15 protein-coding genes are annotated in these 24,663 nt (G+C 54.0%); 8 read left to right on the top strand and 7 right to left on the bottom strand.

The features are described from left to right. Positions 1 to 68 precede the first annotated feature (68 nt). The gene (locus MFFC18_RS07855; protein ID WP_162273977.1) at positions 69 to 2,813 is read right to left on the bottom strand and encodes a peptidylprolyl isomerase; all 2,745 of its coding nucleotides are present in this window, start codon (positions 2,811 to 2,813) and stop codon (positions 69 to 71) included. 295 nt (positions 2,814 to 3,108) lie between these two features. Between MFFC18_RS07855 and MFFC18_RS07850 the strand changes: the two genes are divergently transcribed. From MFFC18_RS07850 to lpdA, 5 genes are all read left to right on the top strand, one after another. Beyond that, on the top strand, positions 3,109 to 5,247 hold the full coding sequence (locus MFFC18_RS07850; RefSeq protein ID WP_084417267.1) for a DUF1549 domain-containing protein: 2,139 nt from the start codon (positions 3,109 to 3,111) through the stop codon (positions 5,245 to 5,247). A 165-nt stretch (positions 5,248 to 5,412) separates the two neighbouring features. Continuing rightward, positions 5,413 to 6,732: a DUF1501 domain-containing protein gene (locus MFFC18_RS07845; protein WP_075085464.1), complete on the top strand. Its 1,320-nt coding sequence runs from the start codon at positions 5,413 to 5,415 to the stop codon at positions 6,730 to 6,732. 407 nt (positions 6,733 to 7,139) lie between these two features. Beyond that, entirely contained in the window at positions 7,140 to 9,944 is a 2,805-nt protein-coding gene (locus tag MFFC18_RS07840) for a 2-oxoglutarate dehydrogenase E1 component (protein WP_075085462.1), read from the top strand. A 167-nt stretch (positions 9,945 to 10,111) separates the two neighbouring features. Continuing rightward, positions 10,112 to 11,461 carry a 2-oxoglutarate dehydrogenase complex dihydrolipoyllysine-residue succinyltransferase gene (gene odhB / locus MFFC18_RS07835; protein WP_075085461.1) on the top strand — a complete coding sequence of 450 codons (1,350 nt, stop codon included), beginning with the start codon at positions 10,112 to 10,114 and terminating at the stop codon, positions 11,459 to 11,461. 182 nt (positions 11,462 to 11,643) lie between these two features. Further along, complete coding sequence (gene lpdA / locus MFFC18_RS07830; RefSeq protein WP_075085460.1) at positions 11,644 to 13,026, top strand: dihydrolipoyl dehydrogenase; 1,383 nt, start codon at positions 11,644 to 11,646, stop codon at positions 13,024 to 13,026. Between the two features lie 48 nt (positions 13,027 to 13,074). On the opposite strand, the gene MFFC18_RS07825 is transcribed toward lpdA, so the two are convergent. Continuing rightward, entirely contained in the window at positions 13,075 to 17,253 is a 4,179-nt protein-coding gene (locus tag MFFC18_RS07825) for a CRTAC1 family protein (RefSeq protein ID WP_075085459.1), read from the bottom strand. A gap of 285 nt (positions 17,254 to 17,538) precedes the next feature. Between MFFC18_RS07825 and MFFC18_RS07820 the strand changes: the two genes are divergently transcribed. Then, complete coding sequence (locus MFFC18_RS07820) at positions 17,539 to 18,783, top strand: peroxiredoxin family protein (protein WP_075085458.1); 1,245 nt, start codon at positions 17,539 to 17,541, stop codon at positions 18,781 to 18,783. Between the two features lie 142 nt (positions 18,784 to 18,925). On the opposite strand, the gene MFFC18_RS07815 is transcribed toward MFFC18_RS07820, so the two are convergent. Both MFFC18_RS07815 and MFFC18_RS07810 read right to left on the bottom strand, forming a co-directional pair. After that, complete coding sequence (locus MFFC18_RS07815; protein WP_075085457.1) at positions 18,926 to 19,465, bottom strand: DinB family protein; 540 nt, start codon at positions 19,463 to 19,465, stop codon at positions 18,926 to 18,928. Positions 19,466 to 19,476: 11 nt separating this feature from the next. Then, on the bottom strand, positions 19,477 to 19,941 hold the full coding sequence (locus MFFC18_RS07810) for a RidA family protein (protein ID WP_075085639.1): 465 nt from the start codon (positions 19,939 to 19,941) through the stop codon (positions 19,477 to 19,479). A gap of 249 nt (positions 19,942 to 20,190) precedes the next feature. Between MFFC18_RS07810 and MFFC18_RS07805 the strand changes: the two genes are divergently transcribed. Beyond that, the gene (locus tag MFFC18_RS07805; protein WP_075085456.1) at positions 20,191 to 21,078 is read left to right on the top strand and encodes a serine/threonine protein kinase; all 888 of its coding nucleotides are present in this window, start codon (positions 20,191 to 20,193) and stop codon (positions 21,076 to 21,078) included. Between the two features lie 40 nt (positions 21,079 to 21,118). On the opposite strand, the gene MFFC18_RS07800 is transcribed toward MFFC18_RS07805, so the two are convergent. Next, entirely contained in the window at positions 21,119 to 21,538 is a 420-nt protein-coding gene (locus tag MFFC18_RS07800; RefSeq protein WP_075085455.1) for a response regulator, read from the bottom strand. Positions 21,539 to 21,777: 239 nt separating this feature from the next. Between MFFC18_RS07800 and MFFC18_RS07795 the strand changes: the two genes are divergently transcribed. Further along, positions 21,778 to 22,344, top strand: a complete 567-nt coding sequence (locus MFFC18_RS07795) for a response regulator (protein ID WP_075085454.1) — start codon at positions 21,778 to 21,780, stop codon at positions 22,342 to 22,344. Between the two features lie 46 nt (positions 22,345 to 22,390). On the opposite strand, the gene MFFC18_RS07790 is transcribed toward MFFC18_RS07795, so the two are convergent. Both MFFC18_RS07790 and MFFC18_RS07785 read right to left on the bottom strand, forming a co-directional pair. Beyond that, entirely contained in the window at positions 22,391 to 23,452 is a 1,062-nt protein-coding gene (locus MFFC18_RS07790) for a serine/threonine-protein kinase (RefSeq protein ID WP_148618703.1), read from the bottom strand. A 155-nt stretch (positions 23,453 to 23,607) separates the two neighbouring features. Next, positions 23,608 to 24,660, bottom strand: a complete 1,053-nt coding sequence (locus MFFC18_RS07785) for a serine/threonine-protein kinase (RefSeq protein WP_148618702.1) — start codon at positions 24,658 to 24,660, stop codon at positions 23,608 to 23,610. Positions 24,661 to 24,663 lie beyond the last annotated feature (3 nt).

Genomic DNA, 24,663 nt, shown 5'->3' with positions numbered 1-24,663 from the left:
GTGAACTCGCTCATACTTCGTGCCGAAATTCTGACATGCCAAACGTTGACTACCAGACAAACGTTTGCCTACAGTGACGATGGTTGCGACAAGGTTATCGTCACGACCTGCAAATCCACGTTGCCATTGTTGATTGGCTCGCCGTCGCGAGGCTCCTGAGCCACACCGACGATGAACTGAACCGTTTCCGGACTGTCACCAAACTCTCCTGGTGTATAGGTCACCAATCCCGTGTCGATGTCGACGCTGTAATCAAACGAGTCGTCGGAATCGAACTGAGGAACCTGAATCTGGAAAAACGAAGAGAGGCCTTCGTTGATCGTTTCGATCTGAGCAAGATCCAGATACCTGACGCTGTCATTCTCAACATCTTGCGACGTCAGCTGATAGGTTTGCTGCACATTGTAGAAACCAGCCAAATCCGGGATGTCATCGAGGAACGGGTTGCTGTCAACGTTGTCACCAGTTGGAGCAACGATGTTCACCGTGATCGTTTGTGATGTCTCGTTTCCGTTTACGTCTCTGGCGGTCACCGTCATCGTCGTTTCGCCAGTCACGCCTTCAGGAGCCACCAACAGCAAAGCTGCTCGCTGGTTGTCCTGATAGATTTCCGCACTGGTGATCGTGACAGCTCCTGTCGGGAATTCGCTGTTGGAGACGTTGTTCGGATCGGTCCCAATGTCGACATTGGCGATCGATTCCCTGAGATCCTCACCTGACGTCAGCACGCCGAAGATCGTGTGTTGATAATCGAGGAACCGAGTCGCAGTGTCGGTGATGAAGAACTGCGAATCGTTCGTATCGTCCAGGCTTTTCGCGTATGACAACAAACCGGTGCGGTTGTGCTGCAGCAGTGTGCTGAACTGGTCGTCGAAGTCACCCAAGTCAGAACCACCGGTTCCGGTAGCGGTCGGGTCACCGCCCTGAATTACAAAATCTGAATCAACGCGATGGAACTGGGTGTCGTCAAAGAATCCGTCATTGGTCAGCGTCGTGATTCGATCCGTGGCACGAGCATCGGCTGATCCGAAAATATTGTCGAACAGCTGGAACGTAATCTCTCCTTCCAGTGGAGTCGCCACACCGTTAGTCGTTACGTCCGGAGCCGAAATGTTCAGCCGCCAGCTGTCTCCGGTTTCAAATCGCGGAGTCAACAGAGAAGCGTCTCCGGATTCACCCGTGTACTGCAACGCCACATCGGCTGGATTGCTCACGTCCAACGTGACCCACAGAGGCGAACCGGCTTCGACAGTTTGAACTTCAATCGCAGCCATCGCCAATTCGTTCGCAACAACATCCACACCGACGGTCGCCGCCGTGCTGTCTTTGTCATCACCCAGAATCGAATCGTCGCTCACGACGATCGAAAGCGAACGCGTACCAATCGTTTGCGAGGTGTTGCTGTTCACGTATTCCAGTGTGCGCAGAACGGTTTGCCATGTCGCGACCGAAGCGTTTCCGGTGAGCGTCAAAGTTCCCGACGCCGGGTTGAAGCTGGAAGTGATTCCGCTGTCCCCGGGAGTCACTTCGAGCGAGTCCTCTGGCTGCGAAGGCGAATCAGTGATGGTGATCGTAGCGCTGGTCAGATTCGACCCACTGGCATGATCCAGAGTCAGTGATTCGGCGACGCTGGCCCGTGTTTGCCCCTGAACGAGCTCCGCCGTTGCCGACGTGCCATCTGCCGTTCCGTTAGCGTCAACAACCAAATCGTTGATAATTCCTTCGACAGAAAACAGTTGCACGTTGTCAATCAAGGCACCTGATCCATCGCCAGGACTTCCCGCCGGCTCACGCAACTCCAAACGGGAAACATCGCCCAAACCGGTTACCATGAAGCCGTACGACTGCCACGTGTTGTTGCCGAATACCGTTGCGATCCATTGATCCGTTTGAATATCCGCATCCGGAGACTTCCAGCGAATACGAACTTCGTCCGCGTCAGTTGACTGGTCGCCGTCCGCGAACATGTCGAAAGTAACAAAATACGTTTGGCCTTCAACGGTCGCGAAATCGGCGAACACATGATCTACAACATCGCTAGTCGTGTCGAGGTTGAGAACCTGAGATCCGTCAGTCGCTGCCGCGTTATCATTGTCGCCGTTGGGCTGAATTTGAATCAAGTCAGGACGATCGCCACGTTCGAGCGCATTCCAGCCTTCAACGTTGCCGTTGGAGAAAAACGGACCGTCGCCCGTTACCGTTTCAAAGCTACCGTTGGTGACGCCTGTTGTTGCTGTTGCGAGCGCCACGTTGACGTTGTCGATCAGCACTCCGATGCCATCACCAGAAAGCGTCGAGCCATCAGCGGCTTCGCGGAACTCCAACGTTGAATCACCTTCGGCAGCTCCGGTGACAACCATCGCGTGTGTCGTCCAGATTCCGGTCGACTCGAACAGACCAACCTGTTCGCCGTTCCAGAAAACTTCGACGTTCTCAACGACCAACTCTCCGGGATTCTGGCCCTGCAAGTCAAACGTCAACAGATACGTTTCGCCCGCGGTCGTCGCGACGTCCTGGAAAACGTAGTCAACCTGATCGGCGGTGGAGTCCAGTTTCAAAACGGTGTTCGCGTCGTCACCGGTGCCGAATGTGTACAGCACGATCTGCTGACCGTCCGCGACGTTGGTTGCATTCCAACCGGCTACGTCGGCGGAGTCGTAGAAATCGGGAACCGCTCCTGCGGTGGGCACCTCCGAGAAATCGCCGTTCGTCAACAGATTCAGTTCGCCAAGATCTCCGGCCAATAGCTGCCGCGGCTCAAGTTTGGCAAAGTGGAACGGGTTGGACTTTCTTCGCTTGTTTCGTCGTTTCATCGATGGGCTCGTCATGTTGGGTCGAGTCAGAGCGGTCTGTCTGATCTTTTTAAGTCTATTTAGCAGGCCGGACGCTGCGAACTTTGCAACGCTCGTTCCGCACCGATTCTCCATCTGACCGGTCAGAAAGTGCTATTTTTCCGTTTTTTTGGGCTCTGAGTGCCTCAAACCGGGCTTGGACAGCCGGAAACCAGGGACCGGGAACGGAAAATATGTCGATTCATTAACAATAAATAGGGATGCCGCGCATCCTAAGGACATCGTCTATTAACGCACGTCCCGGGAAGGAATCAATATGTCACGCTGGTTTACAGCTCTGGCCATCGCCATGTTGGCTTCGCTCCTTGCGGGAACCGTTCTGGCTGAATCCCCCGAAAGTGCTCCACCGCGCAAATCGACTCGCAAGACGACACTTACCTACAGCCGCAAGATCGACGCGATCATTCAGGCTCACTTGGCCGGCTCGGAACAGCAACGCAATCCGGAGATTGACGACGCGACGTTTCTCCGCCGAGCCTACCTGACGACAATCGGCCGGATCCCGAATCTCGAAGAAGCAGATTCGTTCCTGTCCTCCGACGCCAGTCAAAAACGAAGCGCACTGATCGACGAGCTATTGGACTCGTACGGTTACGTCAGCCATCAATTCAATTTCCTTGCGGATTTGCTGCGGATCAAAACTCGGCTAACCAACAACGCTCCGGGCGAACCGTACATTGACTTCATCAAGGATTCGCTGGAGCAGAACAAGCCTTACGACCAGCTCGTATTCGAACTTCTCGCGGCCGACGGAGCGCTGCTCGAACGAGGCAACGGTGCCGTCGGATATTACCTTCGCGATCGCAACATGCCAGAAGACAACATGTCGAACACGATTCGCGTGTTCCTGGGCACGCGACTTGAGTGTGCTCAATGTCACGACCACCCGTTCGACAAATGGACTCAGCGTCAGTACTTCGAGATGGTCGCGTTCACGGGCGGCATCAATTATCGGGCTGGCGATTCGCAACAGAACTACGGCAAGCAACTTCGCGAGCTGCGTAAAAAAATCGCGGATGGCGATAGCGAGCTCGACGGAAATATCGCGGCGGCAGTGCGAAGAACTTACCAGGCGACGACCGCCGGGATCTCTGGGACAGGGACTGGACTGGTTCGCCTTCCGGAGACGTTCGAAGGGTCGCACGGCAAACCAAACGAAGTCGTTTCCGCGAAGGAAATGTTTGACGGCGAAGAAATCATCGACGTTTCAGTCCCCTCTGAACCTCGGCGAAAAAACAACAAGAAGAACAAAAACCGAAAGTACGGAAAACGAATCAACGGTGCGAAAGAAATCGGTTCGCGAGAGGCCTATGCGGAATGGTTGACGAATGTTGACAATCCGCGATTCGCCAAAGTGATCGCCAACCGCTTGTGGAAACGGGCGTTCGGGCTTGGCTTGATTGAGCCTGTTGATGTGATCGAAGATTCGACGATCGCTTCGAATCCTGAGCTGATGGACTATTTAACAGAAGTCATGATCGAAATTGAGTTCGACATGAAAGAGTTCTTTCGCATCATCTACAACACGAAAACGTGGCAGTCTGAGGTGACTCGAACGGATATCGTCGACGTGCAACAGTATGCTTTCCCGGGTCCGGTCATGCGTCGCATGTCAGCCGAACAACTGTGGGATTCGATGGTCGGTTTGACCGTGGATTCGATTGACCGACGCGCTGACCTTGCCAACTCTCGGCTTGCTGCTTCGGGCCGCGTCAACATCTACGACTACTACGAGGAAGTTAAGGGAAAGTCGCTGGAAGAGATCTACGATTCGGTTGCTCAGTCCTTCAAAGACCGCGGCATGATGATCAATGGCAAGTCTTCCAAAGAGATGATGCAGAAATCGATGCGTAGTGAATCGCAGAAGATGGCGAAGCAGGAACGTCGGGAGCTCAATCGTGTCATGGGCAAGATGAACAAGCAGATCAACAATGCTCGTCGAGCCAAGGACCGCGAAAAGATGCGTGAGCTGATGATCATGCGAGCGGAACTGGTTTCGAAAGCACGATCCAGAACCCAAAAGTATCTTCGCGCCTCGGAAATGCAATCGCCTGCTCCGGCCAAGCATCTGTTGCGAGAGTTCGGTCAATCGGATCGCGAAACGATCGAAAACGCCAACACCGATCCAGCGGTGACTCAGGTATTGCGTTTGATGAACGGGTTCGTGGACAGCACCATTGGCAAAGACCAAAACTCGGTGATGACCAGAAACGTGCTCTACGCGGACAACGAAAACGAAGCGATCGAAGCCGTCTACCTGACGATGCTTAGCCGGATGCCGACGTCGTCAGAGAAACGGGTTTGGCGAAAAGACTTCCGGGAGGATTCCAAAACCGCCTATACGGATCTGGTTTGGACATTGATTAATTCGAACGAGTTTATTTTCGTTCGCTAGATTTGCTTGAGAAATGCTCATCGGTCTGATCGACGACCGACCACTGAAACGTTTTGATTGTTGCCGTCACCGGAAGCCCTCGCGAGGCACCCACTTCCCCGGTGGCGGCGCATTCAAGACTCAATGACATTTGATTTCTGACTTTCGTTATTTGCCTGGCCAACCATGAAAAATCTCGCTCGAAAAATGGATCCGCAAAGCCGTAGAAGCTTTGTCAGCGGCGTCGCAAAATCAGTCCTTGGGCTGGGCGTTCTTGGTTTCGCCAAACCGAAATTCGCGAGCGGCAGCACGGTTCTCAATCCGAGTTCATTGAAAGCGGATCCGAAACCGGGACGCGCGAAATCGGTCATCTATCTGTACATGAGCGGCGGGATGAGTCATCTCGACACGTTCGACACCAAGCCCGGGGCGGAAACTCAGGGACCGGTTGAATCTTTGGACACGACGGCTGACGACGTTCAAGTCAGCGAGTTCTTGCCGTTGATGGCGAAACAGATGCACCACGTCGCGGTCGTCAATTCGTTGAACTCGACTCAGGGAGCTCACGAACAGGGGCGATACTTCATGCACACGGGCTATACGCTGCGAGGCACCGTTCGGCATCCGGACATGGGAGCCTGGTCTGCGTTTCATTTGGGAAAGATGAACAAGGGCCTTCCTGCGAACGTCAAAGTCGGACGTAACAGCTCCGGGCTTGGCGGCGGGTTTCTCGAATCGAAATTTGCTGCGTTGCCGATCGGCGACCCGGAAGCCGGTCTGCAAAACAGCTCTCTGCCCAAAGGCGTTGACGCGGCACGATTCCGAAAACGCATGTCGCGGCTGGAGAAGATGAACGCTTCGTTTACGAAGTCTTACGACACAAAAGAATCGCGAGCCTTTGCGTCAATGTATGACGAAGCCGTTTCGTTGATGAAGAGCAAAGATCTGGAAACGTTCGATTTGACCAAGGAAGACGAAAGCGTTCGTGATCGATACGGCCGCAATCCGTTCGGCCAGGGCTGTTTGCTGGCCAGGCGGATGGTCGAGTCGGGAGTCCGGTTTATCGAAGTCGACAACAATGGCTGGGACACTCACGGAGACAACTTCGAACGCGTAAAAGACAAAGGAGCGGTTCTCGACCAGGCACTTTCTGCTCTGCTGGAAGACCTTTCCAGTCGCGGACTGCTGGACTCGACGCTTGTCGTTCTGGCCACCGAGTTTGGGCGAACACCGACCATTCAAATGGATCGCAATCTTGGGCGAAACCACTATCCACAGGCTTTCTCATGCTTGCTCGCCGGCGGCGGGATCCAGGGCGGAATTCGCTTTGGACTGACGGATGAGGAAGGCCGAGAAGTGATCGACAATCCGGTCACGGTGCCGGACTTCAATGCGACGATCGGATATGCCATGGGCATCGATCTGAAGAAGAAAACCATGTCGCCGAGCCTTCGACCGTTTACGTTTGCCGACAAAGGCGAACCGGTTTTGGAGCTGTTTAGCTGAGCGGCGAATAGAGTGTCCAACGGACGGCCAGGTTTTCAGCTGAAAGTCCATCGGCGGCGCTGACAGCGTCGAATGACCGCGAGGGTCGGCCTTATTTGTCGTGGCGACAGAGCGTTCAAGTGCTCGATGACGTCTCTTTTTGCGACTCGTGCATTGATGTGCGATCGATGCGAAGCTGGGCGAGATCGACTTTCTCAGAATTTAAAACGCCCTAAAAATCTTTTTGGTTTCCCGAAATTTTACGTCGATGCGCATAGCCGCTCTCGGGCACATTAGATAGATTTTACGGCGTGGCCAAGTCGGGACCTGTCGTTTCAGGTTTGGATAGGAAAAGTCACTCTCCTGATTGAACATAATCCCGAAATTGCCGACGCCGGAAGTCGATCGCCAGCGGCGGATCATTGAAAATGAACGTCTTCAGTCGAGCGTACGTTGATAGCCTGTATGAGGACTATCAAAAAGACCCTGCTTCTCTGCCCGCAGAATGGCAACAGTATTTCAGGGACTTCTCCCCGGAATCCGAAAGTGGGGCTGGCGCACCGGGCGCGGTGGTCGCTCCGCCGACAACGCCTGGAACCTTGGATGGTTCAACCAGCACGGAATCGGCGCACAGCCAATCGGTGGCTCAGCTTCAGGATCGAGTTGATCAACTTGTGCGCGGCTTTCGGGTCCGCGGCCATCTCGAAGCAAAGATCGATCCGCTCGGGATGCCGCGGAAGACTAACAGCGAGCTGAATCCGGAATCCTACGGGCTTCATGCGGGCATCCTTGAGCAAAAGTTTTCGGCGCGAACTGTCGGAGGACAGAACTTCCAGACGCTTGAGGAAATCGTTCAGCTCTTGCGGAACACATATTGTCGCTCGATCGGAGCACAATTCATGCACATCGATGATCACGATGTGCGGTACTGGCTCCAGTCGCGAATGGAAAGCAGCCAGAATCGGATCAACCTTGATCGGAAGATGCAAATCCGGATTCTGACCAAGCTTACCGATGCCGTGATCTTTGAAGAGTTCGTGCGACGAAAGTACATTGGTGCGAAAACGTTTTCGCTTGAAGGTGCCGAAACGCTGATCCCGCTACTCGATCTGGCGTTGGAGAAAGCCGGCGAACATGACGTCAATGAAGTCGTTCTGGGCATGGCTCACCGCGGAAGGCTGAACGTCCTTGCCAACATCATGGGCAAACGCTCAGAGAACATTTTCTGGGGCTTTGATGACCCCGACCCGGATTCAAACCGCGGCGGTGGAGACGTTCTGTATCACCTCGGGCACAGCAACGACTGGATCACCAGCACGGGCAAGAAAGTTCACATCTCGCTGTGCTTCAATCCCAGCCACCTTGAGTTCGTGAATCCGGTTGCGATGGGCCGATGCCGCAGTAAGCAGGACCGCGTCGGCGACAATTGGCAAGCCAAATCGATGTGCGTGCTGATTCACGGCGACGCCGCGTTTGCCGGCGAGGGCGTCGTTCAGGAATCGCTCAACCTCAGCCAACTGCCTGGATACAAAACCGGCGGCACGCTGCATGTAATTTTGAACAATCAGGTTGGTTTTACGACTGATCCGGCGGCAGGTCGCAGTACGACTTACGCCAGCGACATCGCGAAGATGCTGCAGATTCCGATCTTTCACGTCAACGGCGAAGACCCCGAAGCAGTCGCACAGGTTGTCAATCTGGCGATGGAGTTCCGTCGCACGTTCCACCGCGACGTCGTGATCGACATGTACTGCTACCGACGTCACGGTCACAACGAAAGCGATGAACCGCGATTCACTCAGCCGATGATGTACAAGAAGATCGACGATCGCAAAACGGTCCGGGACAACTATCTTGATCGCCTGCTGAAGATGCACGAAGTGACGGCGGAAGAAGCGGACTCGATTGCCGAGGTCCGTCGCGAGAAACTGGATCGCGAATTTGAAGCGGCCAGCAACAAGGACAACTTCAAACCGGACACGCAAAGTGGCGACGGTCTGTGGTCGGAGTACACCGGTGGCGTCGAAAATCTCAACGACGATCCTGATACGGGAATTCCGGCCGGCAAACTGACTTATATTTTGAAGCAGATTGCGTCGCATCCGGATGGATTCACGCCGCATCGAACTCTGACGCGAATCATGGCGGCAAGAGAAAAATCTGCCACCGGAGACCGTCCGATTGATTGGCCGATGGCTGAGTTGGCTGCGTTTGGTTCGCTTGCCATCGAAGGCCACCCGGTCCGACTCACCGGACAGGATGTTGGCCGCGGCACGTTCAGTCAACGACATGCCGTGATCTACGATTCGACGAACGGACGGCGTCACGACATTTTGCGGCACATCGACGAAGCTCAAGCCGACGTCGACATCATCAACAGTCCGCTCAGCGAAGCCGGCGTGCTTGGTTTCGATTACGGTTACAGCCTGGATTATCCGGACGGTCTGGTTTGCTGGGAGGCTCAGTTTGGCGATTTCGTAAATACGGCTCAGGTGATCATCGATCAGTTCATTTTCAGCGCCGAAGACAAATGGAATCGACTTAGCGGGCTGGTGATGCTGCTGCCTCACGGTTTCGAAGGTGCCGGACCGGAGCATTGTAGCGCCCGGATCGAGCGTTTCCTGACCGGTGCGGCTGAGCACAATGTGCAAATCGCGTATCCGACGTCTGCTGCCCAGTACTTTCACTTGTTGCGACGCCAGGTGATTCGAAAATGGCGAAAGCCGTTGATTGTGTTCACGCCGAAGGCTTTGTTGCGCGAAGCCAAAGTCATGTCGAACCTGGACGAATTCACCAGCGGCAAGTTTCAACGCGTGCTGACCGATCCGGATGTCGGTCCTCTCGACCACCCGTCTCGCGTGTTGATCGCGTCTGGCAAAGTCGCCGTCGATTTGATGAAAGAACGCGAAACTCAGGGCCGCAAGGACTTCGCAATCATCCGTGTCGAGCAGCTTTATCCCTTCCCGGCGCAACAAATCGAGGAAATCCTTGGGTCTTACGATGCCGGCACGCCGGTGTATTGGGTCCAGGAAGAACCCCGAAATATGGGTGCCTGGTACTTCATTAAGGTCAAATGGGACGAAATGGGCCTGGAAGATCGTTGGAAAATTCGGGGGATTACGCGTCCTGAGTCAGCGAGCCCCTCCACGGGATCGAAGAAAGCGCACAAAATTGAGCAACAGGAATTGTTCCGGGAAGCGATGGGCTCAGAGTCACCCGCCAATGCGAAGTGACTGCCATCAAAGCCTGCCCAATCCAATCGATTCGATCGCACAACCAAATTTTGACTTTCGCGCACCGTCCGCCGATTTGATCGGAAGGTAGCGGCTCGTCGCAGCCGCAATGCGGTCCGCTGCAAGTTTGAATTCAACACAACATCTTTACGTACAAGTCCAGAACTATGGCTGAAATCAAAGTACCTGAATTCGGAGATTCAATTCAGGAAGTCCAGGTATTTCAATGGCTCAAGAAACCCGGCGAATGGGTCGAGCGAGACGAAGACATCGTTGAGCTTGAATCCGAGAAGGCATCGCAGGCTCTTCCAGCACCCGTTTCTGGAGTGCTGCAATCCGTATCCGTTGCCGAAGGCGAAATCGCTCAGGTCGGAGATCTGCTTTGCGTGATCGACGAATCTGCTTCCAAAGACGGAGCCGCGGCGGGCCAAAGTTCTGCAGCAGCGGCTGCTGGCGGTTCGACAGAATCGACGGCCGTTGTCGATGCTCCACCTGCTGACGGCGAGAGCGCGAGCTGGATCATGCCGGCGGCTCAGGTCATGCTCAGCGAGTACAAAATCTCTGCAGATGCGATCCAGCCTTCGGGCCCCGGTGGCAGATTGCTCAAGGAAGACGTTCTGAAGTACGTCGAAGCCAATGGTTTGCGCCCGGGCGGATCACCGCCTGCTGAAGCCAAGCCGCAAACTTCTGCTCCCGCTCCTGCGTTGCCACCGCTGACAACTACCCCTGCGTCGGCTCCACCGGCTCCCGCACCACCATCGGCACCGGCTCAGTCGTTGTCTGCTCAAACGGAAGAGTGGAACGATTCGATGGGGCCACGTGAGGACACGTCGAAGCCGATGAGCATGATTCGGCGGACGATTGCCAAACGACTGGTCGAAGCACAGCAGACGGCAGCTCTGTTGACGACGTTTAACGAAGTCGACATGAAACCTGTGATGGATTTGCGTTCGAAGTACAAGGAAGCATTCCAAAAGAAACACGGCGTCAAGCTTGGCTTTATGTCGTTCTTTGCGAAGGCCGTTGTGGAAGGTCTGCGTCGATTCCCGGCGATCAATTCCGAAATCCAGGGCAACAACATTATCAGCAAGAACTACCACGACATCGGTATCGCGATCGGTGGCGGAAAAGGACTTGTCGTTCCCGTGCTTCGCAACGCAGAGCGCATGAGTTTTGCCGATATCGAGCGTCAGATCGGCACCTACGCGGGTCTTGCCGCAGACAACAAGATCAAGCCGGCGGACATCGAAGGCGGAACGTTTACAATCAGTAACGGCGGGGTCTACGGATCGTTGCTTTCAACACCGATCGTGAACCCACCTCAAAGCGGCATTCTTGGGTTGCATTCAATTCAGGATCGGGCCGTCGTGGTCAACAAGGAAATCGTCATCCGCCCGATGATGTACATTGCGTTGACTTACGATCACCGGATTGTTGACGGAAAAGAAGCCGTGACGTTCCTCAGAACGATCAAGGAAGTCCTCGAAGAGCCGGCTCGGCTGTTCCTGGAAGTCTGATCGTCACACTGACAGCCTGACCTGTCAGTGACTTTCTCATACAAATCTGCAACGCCAAAAACCGGTGCCAGACGACTTGTTCTGGCGCCTTGGCAAAGCATTTAATACGAATCAAAACACAACCAACTAAAGCGTAAACGAGGTTTTCCTCAACGACGCCGTTCAAGAAACCCAGCAAAATCATGGCAGACAACAACTACGATTTGGTCGTCCTTGGCGGAGGCCCTGGCGGCTACGTCGCAGCAATCCGCGGAGCTCAGCTTGGGCTCAAGTCAGCCGTTATCGACGAAAACCAAAAGTTCGGCGGAACGTGCCTGAGAGTGGGCTGCATCCCCAGTAAAGCTCTGCTGGAATCGAGTCATCTGCTGGTCGAAGCTCGTGACCACATGATGGAACACGGCATCACGGCGACCAAGCTTACGGTCGATCTTGCGGCGATGATGCGTCGTAAATCTGGCGTCGTTGATACGCTCACCGGCGGCGTGGCTCAGTTGCTCAAGAAGAACAAAGTCAAAGCCATCGTCGGTCGCGGCAAACTGGTTGGCCAAAACCAAATCGAAATTGCGGGTGGCGAAACCATCACGGCGAAGAACATCATCATCGCAACCGGCAGCGTTCCGATGGCGCTTCCGGGTATCGAGCTTGACGGCGATCGTGTCGGCGACAGTACGGCTGCTCTTTCTTACACTAGCGTGCCGCGGAAGCTGGTTGTGGTCGGCGGAGGCTACATTGGACTGGAACTGGGTTCCGTGTGGAGTCGACTTGGCTCGGAAGTCATCATCCTCGAAGCGATGGACAAAGTCCTTGGCGGCCTGGATCAGGAAATCGCCCGAACGGCACGGCGAACTTTCGAGAAACAGGGCCTTCAGTTCCGTACAGGAATGTGGGTTGAATCCGTTGTCCGCAATGGCGACAAATGTACCGTCAACATCAAGGGCGGCGAAACAATTGAGTGTGATCGAGTGCTTGTCGCTGCCGGTCGATCGCCGAACACGAAATCCATCGGCTTGGACGTGGCCGGAGTTGAAGTTGACCAACGCGGTTTTATCGTGACCGATTCTCACATGAAGACATCGGTCGACGGAATCTATGCCGTCGGAGACTGTATTGGTGGCGCAATGCTTGCCCATAAAGCTTCCGAAGAAGGCATCGCAGTTGTCGAGCACATCGCTACCGGCGTCGGCCATGTCAGCTACGACACGATTCCGGCGATCGTCTACACGCATCCGGAAATCGCATCTGTCGGCCGTACCGAGGAACAGCTGAAAGCCGAAGGCGTGAACTACAAGAAGGGTTCATGCCCGTTTGGAGCCAACGGTCGTGCTCGTGCGATGGGTTCTGCGGAAGGCAAGATCAAGATTTTGGCTGACGCGGACACCGATCGGATTCTTGGCGTGCACGCCATCGGTCCACGAGCAGGTGACTTGATCGCGGAAGCCGCGGTGGCGATGAACTTCGGAGCCTCCAGCGAAGATTTGGCTCGCTGTTGCCATGCTCATCCGACGCTTTCCGAGATCATGCAGGAAGCCGCGTTGGCTGTGAGCAAGCGGGCGATCCACACGTAATTAACGGGACGATCCGGTTGCGTGTGAGTCAGTCGATTCGATTCGACACTACTGAATCATCCATTTTCCGACAGGCTTGATCGGAAATTCGTCACGGAGTTCGGTGCGCAGTTTCGACTTTGTCTGGTAGAGCGTCTCGCGTTTTTTCAAACCGACCAGTTGGCTTTTTGAGTACGCGTCAGTGGTTTCGGATTGGTCAACCATCTGCGCCGCTTCCTTCTGCAACCTCAACGCTTCCTCAAAGTCTTCGTTCGCCGCGAAGCAGGCGGCTGCGACTTCCTTCACGTACGATGATTTGGAACCGTAGATACTCAGAATCGGAGCAATCAATTCGAGGGCTCGTTCTGGATCGCGAATATTGTCATCAGTAGACGTTGCGTACAACCACGCCAACATGCAATTGGAGCGAAGGTGCCGCGGTGAACCACTTCGGTACTTTTCCAGCAACGCAATCGAATCAGAAAAGTTGCCGGTTGCGAATTCCGATTCGGCCAACAATTTGAGGATGTTTCGGTCGCTGGGTTGGAGTCGATTGGCCAAACGAAGAAACTTCTTCGCGCGATCTGCATCGCCTGAAACAAGGTAGAGAAATCCCAAATCGCCAGAAACAAACGGCAGCGTTGGATGCGCGTCAAATGCGATCGTCAGATGTCTCGCCGCGTCAACATGTTGCCGTTTCGCAAACAGCAGCCGGCCCAAGATCGCGTTGACTTCCGCCGATTCGGGATGCCGTTCCAGAAACTCCTCGAGCGTCTCAATCGCTGGCGTCACCAGGTTTTGATCCACGTTCACATTCGCGTATCCGATCACTGCCTCGATGCTGTCCCGATCGAGCGAAAACGCAGTCTGAAAACTCTTCGCTGCCGCTGCCAGCACCTCCGACCTCATCGCGTCGGTCAGATCGCTATCCGCACCCAGTTTCCGCAACAGCTCACCTTTGCGGATGTGAGCCAAAACGCAGCCCGGGTCAACTCGTATCGCCCGATCGAAAAACTTCCCGGCCAAGGGCAAGTCGTTCATCGATGTCAGTTCAATTGCTCGCATCGTCAACTGAAGAGCCGTCGCCGCCGCCGTTGCCTGATTGAGATGCCTCGCCTCATCTTCAAATCCAAGGGCCAGTAAATGATCTTTCAGTCGCGTCATGTTCGCGTGTCGATTCCCGTTCAGCCACTTTCCCTCGCGGCCGGTTAGTTCCGCCCAGGATTGACCATAGCCGGATTCAAACAGGGACTGATCCTTGAGAACAGCCGTCGGCGTCAACGCTTCGTGCGGATAGAACGCTTTGACCGCTCCTGCACGGTCAAGCAAAATCGCGAACGGCAGCTTTGGCAAATGCTGCTTCGAAAACCATTCGCCACAGCAAAGCTCCAGTTTCCTTCGCTCCTGCTTCGACACAATTCCCTTCGGCCAAGCCCATGACGCAGCATTCGCAAGCTCGTCAGACGAACGCAAGAGGGACTCAATGTCCCAGTCGGAATCGGATCGCCGACACATCGCCGCGACGCACCCGATCTTTGCTTTGTCAAACTCGCTTCGAAGTGCCGCAAACTGTTGAAGGGTATCGGAAGAGGCCTGACTTTCGTCGTGAAAGATCGCCAGCAATGCGCCGCCAACCGAATTCTCAATCCGATATCGACTGCGACGGTCACCTTCGATGTTGATTTGAGGAAGAAACGACGGAGGATAAAAAACACTTTGTGTCGAACTCGGAGATTCGAAACTGGCGTCGACTGGTGACGAACTAATCGCAAGCTCTGCACGGATAGTCGATTCCGCGATCGCAGCGGACTGGCCTTCCGTCAGAACGTAGCTGCAATTCGGTTTCAAGTCTCGAAACGTCTGTTTTCCTGCTTCGGGCCACACGACGACCACTCGTTCGATCGTTTTGCCCGTTCCCACCCCAAACTGAAGTGACTTTGAAGATTGAGCCAGATATCCAGATCCGGCCGCAACCCATTGCACGATCGGAGTTGGCAAACCAGACAGCCAAATCTCGACTTTCGCCCCGATGGCGTCCCGATTGGATTTCGTACCAACGAGTCGAAGTTTCAGGAATTCGTGATCGGATTCGAGCTGGTTGCGTAACATTCTGAATCGCGGACCGGTCCGGGACGTCATCACGATGTCCGAGTCCCCGTCGTTGTCCCAATCGAGCGTTGCTACCGCGCGGGCGTCGCCAAGAAAGTCGAACCCTGAGATTGCTGAGACGTTGGCGAATCCAATCGAGCCGAGGTTCAGAAAGCATCGATTTCGCTGGCTTCCGGCGAACGAATATCCACTCCGAATCATTTCGCCGATCGCTGCCGACTGATTGCTGATCGCATTTTGATCAGTCAAGCTTTTTGACTGATTCTCTTCGAGGCAACGTTTCCAAAACGGCTGCAGATCCTGAGACGTGACTCGCGACAAATAGCCGTTGGCGACCAAGATATCCTGAAGTCCGTCCTGGTTCAGGTCCGTCGTCACCGATCCGAAAGACGATCGGGTCGAAAAAATCGGCGACGGAAAAGGGTAAGACTTGAACGTGTACTGAGACTCATTTTTTCCGGCCGGCCCTTTGCCGTGACTTGAAAACCATACGTGCGACGGCACCAACGCAGCATCATTGGCGATGAAGATATCGGGTTTCGCATCACGATCGAAATCAGCCACCGAAACGCCGCGAGCCTCGGACTGCAATCGCATTCCACGCTGGAAAGTCACGTCGCCGAACCAGCCGTTTTGATTTTCATAAAGTCGAGACGAACCTCGCTCATTGGCCACAAGCAAATCCGGGTCACCATCATCGTCGAAGTCGAGCCACGCGGCGGAACGCGAATGTCCCAAGTTGTTTTCGGTGATTCCGACTTCTTCCGTCACGTCCTTGAAGATCCAGCCTTCTTCGTTGCGCAGCAAAACGTTTCGACCGCCGGTTCGACGTTCAGGAGAATTCTCTGAGACTTCAAGAAAATCCGCGATGCTTCGAACGCTACGATACTTGCAAATGAAGATATCCAAATCCCCATCAAGGTCGAAATCCGCCGCTGAAAGGCTGGCTCCGTCATAGCCTATCGGAAGTTTTTGCTCCAACTGAAAATTGACAGTTCCATCGTTGGAAAACAGAGCAATGCACTCATCAGTTGCTACGGCGAGATCCTGATCTCCGTCGTTGTCGAAATCAAGAATCAGTGCCGAACGAGAATCGTCAAGCAACGCGACTCCCGACTCGTTGGCCACGTTCCGGACGGTTCCGTCAGCATTCTGCAACAGCAGCAGATTTGGCAAACCGTGGCCTTCGCAGACGTAGATGTCGTCCAGCCCGTCACGATTAAAGTCGCCGACGGCAAGGCCCTGATGTCCTGCTACGTCAAGGCCGGGAATCCGCTGCGCCCATTGATCGAGGCCGAAGCGGAGTTGCGAATTCCACGCGTCGCAATTTCTGAAAACTGACTTGCTGCAGTCCTGAAGCAACTGCGCACCAAGCGTGCTGATGGCGACTTCCTCTACCCCGAGAACTTTGGCCGATTCCAAGTGCAGCGATCCTGACGCCGATCTTCGCCAGCCAGTTTGCCAAAGCGACGTCGCTTGAATACCGCTGTGGGTTTCCGCTTTGTCGGCATCAACTTTGCCGAAAGTTTCCACCACGACACGGGCTGTGATCGATTCGTCATCTGTCGTGATGTCAAAAGTCCTGAATTCGATCCTGAATTGACTGGCGTTTCTCCAGGACGAAAGCACATTTGCGGTAAATCTAGAAAACGCATCGTCGTCGCGAAAACCAGGCTGAGAATCGGAGGCTTGCCATCGACGCACCTTGATCGTCGAATCATCAAACCGCGGTTGAAAGCGATCCTGGTCGATGCCACCACCGTTGAACTGGCTGGCGATGAAATCCGGGACGGGGCCAGCGTTGTCGTCCGAATCAGAAACAACCGACGCGAAATGGTCACCAAGTTCCGTCAGCTTCGCCGATATCTGCTGCTCAAGAGATTCTGAACCAGAGATTTCATCAACCAAATGGGCTTTCGCCTCTTCGATGTGGCTGTCGCCGCGTTGGTCACCATTTTCGATGCCTTCAGACTTTGTATTCTGACTTGCAGACAGGTCTTCGGTTGCCACCGGGCCGTTCACAACTGGCAAAACGGTCGGCGCAATTTTTGCTTTCGGTGAATCGCCACACCCAACATGCAGAAGCGCGATCAGCGTGCATGCTGAGAGTGCGAAAATCGTCAGTTTGGAGCGATGCACGCGGCAATCCAAGAAAGAATTCACTTACTAAATGGGCACCCTTTTTAACAGATATCAACTGCTGCGCGGGCAACATTGATTGCATTGGCCGTCACGAATTTGGAATCGCTTCGAACTGAATCCCATCCGTGCCGGAACTGCTATTGCCGGGACTACGCCGAGCGGAAACACTAGGTGCTGTTCGGCATTCGTGAGTGCCGCCAATGTCGCCTCGCTCAACCGAACGGTGCCGTGTCTGGCCCTGGATTGCGGACGAACCGACGAAATAGAATTACGGAGCCCTCGATGAAAATGAACCACTCAGCTTTCTCTGCAATCTTGCTAACCATTGTCTGCGCGACATTCGCCTTTGGCCAGGCAGACGCCAACAGCGAGGCCGCGGTTAAGGACAGTCCGGATATCGTCGCCGCAAAAAAGTCATTGAAGCAGTTTGGGGCAAAACTGAAGGAATCCAAGTGGGAAGAATTAAAAGGTCTGGCAACCGATAACGGACAGAAATCGCTGATGCAGGAGATCTGCTTCTCTCTGGCGATCAGCAACGAAATGTCGGAAGGCGACTTTGACGAGATTCCGCAGGAGCTCAAAGATCTGATTCAGAAAATCGACGGCGTCAAGGAAAAGTACAAACTTGACGAGATCGCCCGCATGATGTTTGTTGGCGAGACCGAGGAAGCCTACAAGAAACTGAAAGCGACAGGAAACTCATGGGAGATCATCGATGCAATCTGGAAGGCCCAGTCTGGTTCTCCGTTTCATTTCCATCCGGCGATCGGTGACTTTGCACAGGTCGAAACGGCAGACGGTTTCCTGTACATCGATGTGACCATGAAACCGTTGACCGAAGGTGGGGACAGTGGAATTCTCGTCGAAGGACCGGCTCAGGTTGTTCGTTTGAAGAAACAGAGCGATCAATGGATGTACGACGGCGTCGACGAGAAACGGACCGAAGCCAGGATGAAAGAATTCATCGCGTCGGTCGAAGGGCAGGGCGGTCCGATGGCTCCGCCGAAGATACTGGACGATCCGTCTTTCAGCGGCAAAACGATCAACGGCAAAGCGTTTGCGCTTTCGGATTTGAAAGGCAAAATTGTCGTGCTGGATTTTTGGGGAACTTGGTGCGGTCCCTGTGTGGAAGCGATGCCGTCGCTGAAGTTGATTCGCGAATCGTTTAAAGATCACGGAGTCGAAATCGTTGGCATCGCTGTCGACAGTCTGGCGCCGGTGAAAAAGTTTTGCGAATCGAACGACATTCAGTGGCCGAATCTGGTCGACCCCGAAGGAAAACTGGCCGACCATTTTGGCGTAGGTGCGTTTCCAACGTTGATGGTTATCGACCAGAACGGCAAACACGTGGTTTCCGACATCGAGAAACTGCCTTTGGTCGACGACTTGGTTGAACGACTGAAGCTCGACGCCGATGACTTTTCTGAACTCAAAGCGAAACTCAAGAAGGGCCACACCAAAGCTTCGGCGACTCCGAAAGAGGGAACGGAAGCACCGGACAAGCCTGTCATCAAGGCTGGAACCTAGAGCCAGTTTCAAATCTGATCACCTGGTCGTAGCTGCGGCGTCTCGCCGCAGTATTTTTGGTATTAACTGCGGCGAGACGCCGCAGCCACAAGGTTTTGAAACTGCCTCTAGAAGAACGCGCTAGTTTTCCAGGCAGATCACTCTAGCGAAGTGGTTCTTTGCCCATCAGCCGACGGAGCATTCCGATCTGGCCGGCGTGCAGCATTTCATGGTCGGAGGCAAACAGCAAACTGCCAAACTTGGTCGCGAACGCTGCGTGTGGAGCATCCACCGGGTCGTCCAGATGATCCTCAAACGAAGCGATTTCCGTCAGCGTTTGCTGATACACACGTTCGAGGACTTCAAGGATTTCGCCTGGCGACGGATAGTCGGCGGCAGCGCTCGTCGGAACGGTGCCTTTCATAAACCGTTTGCGAAATTTACCCGACATCAGCTTTGAATCGACTTCCGCGCGGCCTCGCTGCCGAAACAAGGTCAGCCCGTAGTGGGACATCGCGATGTGGCCGACCTGCCAGGCAATATGCGTCGTGTAAGAATCCGGACTCCAGTACCAATCCGCTTCATCGAGGTCGTCCAGCAACAGCAGCGTATAGCGACGGGTAAACTGGATCCGTCGCAGGACCAAATCCAGACGCGATGACAATCCTTCTGGCAGTTCGTACTCGTGATCAAAAATGCTCATGGTCGTGACGCTTATGCTTTGACTTCGACGATTGCTTCAATTTCAACGACAACTCCCAACGGCAATGCCGCAACACCAACGGCGCTACGCGTGCCGACGCCGACATCTTCACCGAAAACTTCTCGCATCAGTTCGCTACAACCGTTAACGACCGCAGGCTGTTGAGTGAACTCAGGCGTGCAATTGACCATCCCGAAGAGTTTGACGATTCGAGAGATGCGATCCAACGAACCGAGTTCCGATTTGAGTGTGGCCAGAATGGCCAACCCTGCTTGTTTGGCCGCCGCGTAGCCCGCGTCCTGATCGACATCACGACCAACGCAACCAAGATGCAAACTTCCGTCAGTGTTAACCGGCAGGTGACCGGACGTAAAACAAAGATCGCCGACAATCAGCGACGGTTTGTATACCGCGACGGCGTTGGGAGCAGGCGGCAGTTCGAGACCAAGTTCGCTCAATCGTTCATCAATGGCCATCAAGTAAGTTCCTTTTGTATCGATTGTTTGTCGTAGCCTGAAAGAATATCAGGTCCGTCGCTTCAGAGACATCCCCGAGCTCGGTTTAGGCTTTTTTGCAAACCCTTTCAGGCGGAACGATCAGCGTTGAGAGAAGCAATGGAACCATCAGACTATTTGCGGTCGCATTCTAACGAAGCGATTCGCGTGCCGAATAATGCTGGTATAGAAACCGAGGCCACTACTCCCATAGACAGACACGATTCGTTCATGACGCTCACGAGGACTCAACTTGATGACCAGGAGAACACCATCTCCTGCTGGAAGCTTGGGCCGCAAGTCACCGGAGGTCGTTGGTACGAAATCTATCGTGCTCGCCCGAAGACGCTTTCCATCGATTCCGATTTTGACTACGTCATCAAAACGATCAACCCGACGTTGCCGCACGCGGACAAACAAAAAGCGATCGACCGGTTGGGTCGAGAAGCGTTTGCGACCGAAGCCATCATGCACAACGCCGTGATTCGATTGCTGGACGCTGAACTGGACAAGACTCCATTCTTTCTGGTTCAGCCGTGGGTCTATGGCAGATCGCTCGATCGTTTTTTCGCTTCGGCTCAGCAAGTGGCCATCAACCGACTGATGTGGGTTCTAAGGCAGGTCGCCGAAGGCATCCATGCAGGACATCAGTGCGGACGCGTTTATCTTGGGCTCGACCCGTCCCACGTTCTTCTGGGTAGAACTGGGCGGGTCAAACTCATCGGTTGGTCACAGTCTCACGGGATCGGCGAACGGGTTTGGCTGCCGCACGACCAGATTCAGGCGGCCCGCTATATGGCCCCGGAATGCTTCGCGGATGGCTATCGGGCAAGCACGGCGAGCGACGTTTATTCGCTGGGAGCGTTGATCTATCAGTCGTTGACCCTGGAGACGCCATACAGTGGGTCAACGCTGGATTCGATCAAACAAGCCGTTCGACAACAGTCCAACGTGGACTTGATGATTCGACAACCTCTGTGCCCAAGACCGCTCTATCGGTTGGTTCGAAAGATGCTTTCGAAGAATCCGCACCATCGGCCGGAGTTCGGTGACGTGCTGGAAAGCTTGATCTCGATCGAGATTGAACACCTCAGCGACATGACGGTGATTCCGCTTTAATTGCGCAGCCCGGAGTTCGGCAGGCTTCCGCCGCAGGCTCTCAGCTCAATTCAGCTTGAGGCGCACCGTCGAGCACCAGCGCCAGCTGCCCCAATAGCTCGTCCGGCGTAACGGGCTTGATCAGCACCGCATTGGCGCCACTGTCGATGATCTCGACAGCTGTTTCCTTACGCCCATCAGCAGTGATCGCGACCAGAGGAATCGCCTCAAGGTGCTCAAACTCGCGGACCAACTGCGTCAACACGCTTCCATCAACGTCCGGCATGTGAATGTCGGTCAAGATGACGTCAGGCCGCAAACATCGCAACATGTTGATCGCGTCGGAAGCTCGCGTAAACGCGTGTAGATTCCTGAAGCCGGACTCGCGTAGATACTCGCTGTACATTTGCAACACGATCTCTTCGTCGTCGATCATGAAGATGTGACAGTTGGCTCGTTCAATTTCGACTGGCGACGACATTGACTTTCTTTCTCTAAAACACGTTCGGCCCAGAGCTCATTTCAGAATTTCATCTGGAGCCGCTTTCAAAGAAACTTACTTCGCAATCTGCATGGACGCGGTGGGTTTGAGACCAGTTCCAGTCGAGGGTTTGCCCTTAAATGGACTCTCTTCGAGGTAAACCCCTGGATGTTTTCGCGCTCGTTCACTTTTGACAACCTAGCTTTGGTCTCAGATCCCCAGATCAACAGGAACGGATGATGAGTAAGCAGCAAAATTCCCAACCCACAGACGACTCGAACGAACAAGACTGTTCGAGGTTGTTAACCCAGGAGCAGAAGGAATCGGCCAAGATTTTTCTGATCGACGATGAACCAATCATCCTGGAAATCTTTTCGGTCTACCTCGCCGAAGCTGGATTCTCGAACATTTTTGCGTTTAGCGATTCGGTCGAAGCGATCGAGACGCTTCGATTTGTGACGCCGAGCATCATCTTGACGGACATCAACATGCCGGAAGTCAGCGGCAAGTTTCTGATCAAGCTGATTCGGACTTTCGAACACCTCAGAACCATTCCGATCGTTGCTGTTACCTCCAACACAGAAGAAGCGGAACAGGAAGCGATCATTCGAAACGGCGCCGATTCGATCGTCCACAAACCAGTCGATGCGAAGAAGTTGACCGATGCGGTTTTGCTGACTCTTGAGGGTTCATTCCGGCTCAAGAATCAAATCACGGAAGCAGAACAGCGGGAACAGCATCGCATGGAACAGAAAAAAGCAGCTTTGATATCCTTCGAATCAAACTTGCGTGACTTGATGCGATAAACACGCCTCCCCTTCCGCGCCGATGCTCGCAGTCGCCAGAAAGAGTTTAGGTCGTGGTCGAAACGATGGCTCTGTGGATGTCGATGTTCGATTTCAACGCAAACGCGGTCAAACTATTACGGAACTCCAACATAGAACCAAACCGGTCTCCTGGTTGCTTTTGAATCGCTTTCAAACAGATCGCCTCCAACTCAGCCGGAATTCTTGAGTCGTAATCGGTAGGGCGGCGTGGCGGATCGTGTTTCAACTGATCAATAATCTGACTTAGGTCACCGTCATAGGCTCGACGCCCAGTGACAAGCTCATACAGGACCAGACCGAGACTGTAGATGTCCGAGCGAAATCCTCGTTCACCATATTGCAGACTCAACTGCTCCGGCGCGCAATAGACTGGCGACACAGGTTGCAAACGCGTCGCATCCGAAAAGATCTCGGAGCGTTTCTTTGCCACGCCGAAATCCATCAACCACGCGTGACCCGTCACGCCGGTCACGATGTTCTCTGGCTTGACATCAAAGTGTACGAGATTGGACCGATGCGCCGTCGCAAGCGCATCCGCGACCTGCACAATGACGCAGATCGCGTCCTCGACAGACAGCCTGTTTTGAGATAGCGTTCGCTTGAGCGTTTGCCCCTGCACAAACTGCATCGCCATAAACGGGAACTCACCGATCTTTCCGGCATCGTAGATTCGGCAAATGTTTCGGTGGTTAAGAACAGCGGCCTTTCTGGCTTCTGTGAATATATCTTCACGCGCCAGGAAGAGAACTTTCAACGCGACCCGTCGATTGATGGATTTCTGAACGGCTGAATAAACGACTCCCATTCCGCCGCGATCGATCTCTTCGCCGATGTCATATTCCGGCGTGCTCTTAAGTCCACCAAGACTACTTCGAACGGGACAGAAGTTCCTGATAAATGCTTCGACCACGTCCGCGTAAACGTCGGGGATTTCGTCACCGAGATACGGAAAATCACTGAGATACTTTTGCAGCGGGGGTTTCACGCCACGAGTTAGCTCCAGTTCGATATCGACGGCGATGACTTCGAGCTGAAACGCCGGCGTGGGAACGGTATCAAGCTCCCCTACAAACTGCAGTGGAGACACGCGTTCGCCGTTGCGATTTCGTTCCTCAAATTGCCGTAGCAAAAGGTGATAATTGTGCTCAGAACGATTCAAATAAGTGACCGAGATCCGACTGCGACATTGGTGGGTAGACTTTGGTGTTTGCGCTGCGGCACTAACCTGTGCCCTTCACTTTACTAGCCTGAAAACCACGGGAAACCCCGTGTGACGGACTTTCTCCGCGATCCCTTGGGAGAATGACTGTCATTAGCTTCTGACTTGCGACACTGCAGCACGTCGAAACGCCGCTCCCAATCGTGGAGTTCGTTTCGAAGTTCCAGCAGACTGCAAGGAGCGAAGTCGTTGATCACGCCAAGCGTGGAACGCAAACAAAGCGCTTTCAAGGTCGGATCGATAGAAGAAGAATAGTTTAGCTGATCGGCGATAAGCTTTTTCAGCCGCATCGACTCTTCAGGAAGTGGTGGATTCAGATAGAAGTTCTCCAGCGGCAATTTCGTGAGCAGCTGAAACAAGACAAGGCCCAACGCGATGGTGTCTTCGCGAACATGATCGATCGACGAATCTGTGGCCTTCCGGATACTTCGATAGGGGAACGGCAATTGTTGGCAGAGATCATCTGAAAGAACGCCGTCGACCCTCTCAAGCGGTTGTTCGAACAACGGATTGATCAACACAGCTTCGCCGTTGAATCGCGACAGAATTTTACTGGGTGAAACCGAAAGATGGGCGATGTCACGGCGATGCATCTCCAACAAAGCTTCTGCAGCGCCCCGAATCCATTGAACGATTTGCCGAGAAGTGATGGAATCCAGCCGCTCGACCATAATCTCTGCGATCGAGCTACCCGTCTCGAGCTGACTCGCAATGACGAACGCTGAATCTGTTTGAAATACGTCGACAATCGACTCGCAATTTGGATGCTCAAGTTTTGCCACCAAAGAAGCCCGAGACAACGTGTCCTCGGTTGGAAAAAGCAGCACCCGCAACCTGACTTTACGTTGCAACGAACTTTGAATCGCGTCGTAGTGCACGCTTACCCAGTCGCGCCCCACATTGTGCAGAACGTCGTAGCCATGGATCTGGCGTGGCAGATCTCCAAAACACTCCTCGACCGGCATCGAACCATTCGCGATGCTTATCACTGTGGAAACGACAACCTTATCAATGTCTTTGGCAAAGTGGGGAAAGTGCTTCTCATAGTTAAAGGCCGTTGGAAACTGCCCAGCCATCAA

This window comes from Mariniblastus fucicola (assembly GCF_008087665.1).
GTDB classification, from domain to species: Bacteria; Planctomycetota; Planctomycetia; order Pirellulales; family Pirellulaceae; genus Mariniblastus; species Mariniblastus fucicola.
Note: the sequence above shows the minus strand (reverse complement) of the source record. Positions and strands in the feature narration are given on the sequence as shown.

Coding starts and splice junctions, on each gene's coding strand:
- lpdA (WP_075085460.1), top strand. CDS start 11,644: ATGGCAGACAACAACTACGATTTGGTCGTCCTTGGCGGAGGCCCTGGC.
- MFFC18_RS07840 (WP_075085462.1), top strand. CDS start 7,140: ATGAACGTCTTCAGTCGAGCGTACGTTGATAGCCTGTATGAGGACTAT.
- MFFC18_RS07850 (WP_084417267.1), top strand. CDS start 3,109: ATGTCACGCTGGTTTACAGCTCTGGCCATCGCCATGTTGGCTTCGCTC.
- MFFC18_RS07815 (WP_075085457.1), bottom strand. CDS start 19,465: ATGAGCATTTTTGATCACGAGTACGAACTGCCAGAAGGATTGTCATCG.
- odhB (WP_075085461.1), top strand. CDS start 10,112: ATGGCTGAAATCAAAGTACCTGAATTCGGAGATTCAATTCAGGAAGTC.
- MFFC18_RS07805 (WP_075085456.1), top strand. CDS start 20,191: ATGACGCTCACGAGGACTCAACTTGATGACCAGGAGAACACCATCTCC.
- MFFC18_RS07785 (WP_148618702.1), bottom strand. CDS start 24,660: ATGGCTGGGCAGTTTCCAACGGCCTTTAACTATGAGAAGCACTTTCCC.
- MFFC18_RS07795 (WP_075085454.1), top strand. CDS start 21,778: ATGAGTAAGCAGCAAAATTCCCAACCCACAGACGACTCGAACGAACAA.
- MFFC18_RS07810 (WP_075085639.1), bottom strand. CDS start 19,941: ATGGCCATTGATGAACGATTGAGCGAACTTGGTCTCGAACTGCCGCCT.
- MFFC18_RS07820 (WP_075085458.1), top strand. CDS start 17,539: ATGAAAATGAACCACTCAGCTTTCTCTGCAATCTTGCTAACCATTGTC.
- MFFC18_RS07855 (WP_162273977.1), bottom strand. CDS start 2,813: ATGAAACGACGAAACAAGCGAAGAAAGTCCAACCCGTTCCACTTTGCC.
- MFFC18_RS07845 (WP_075085464.1), top strand. CDS start 5,413: ATGAAAAATCTCGCTCGAAAAATGGATCCGCAAAGCCGTAGAAGCTTT.
- MFFC18_RS07800 (WP_075085455.1), bottom strand. CDS start 21,538: ATGTCGTCGCCAGTCGAAATTGAACGAGCCAACTGTCACATCTTCATG.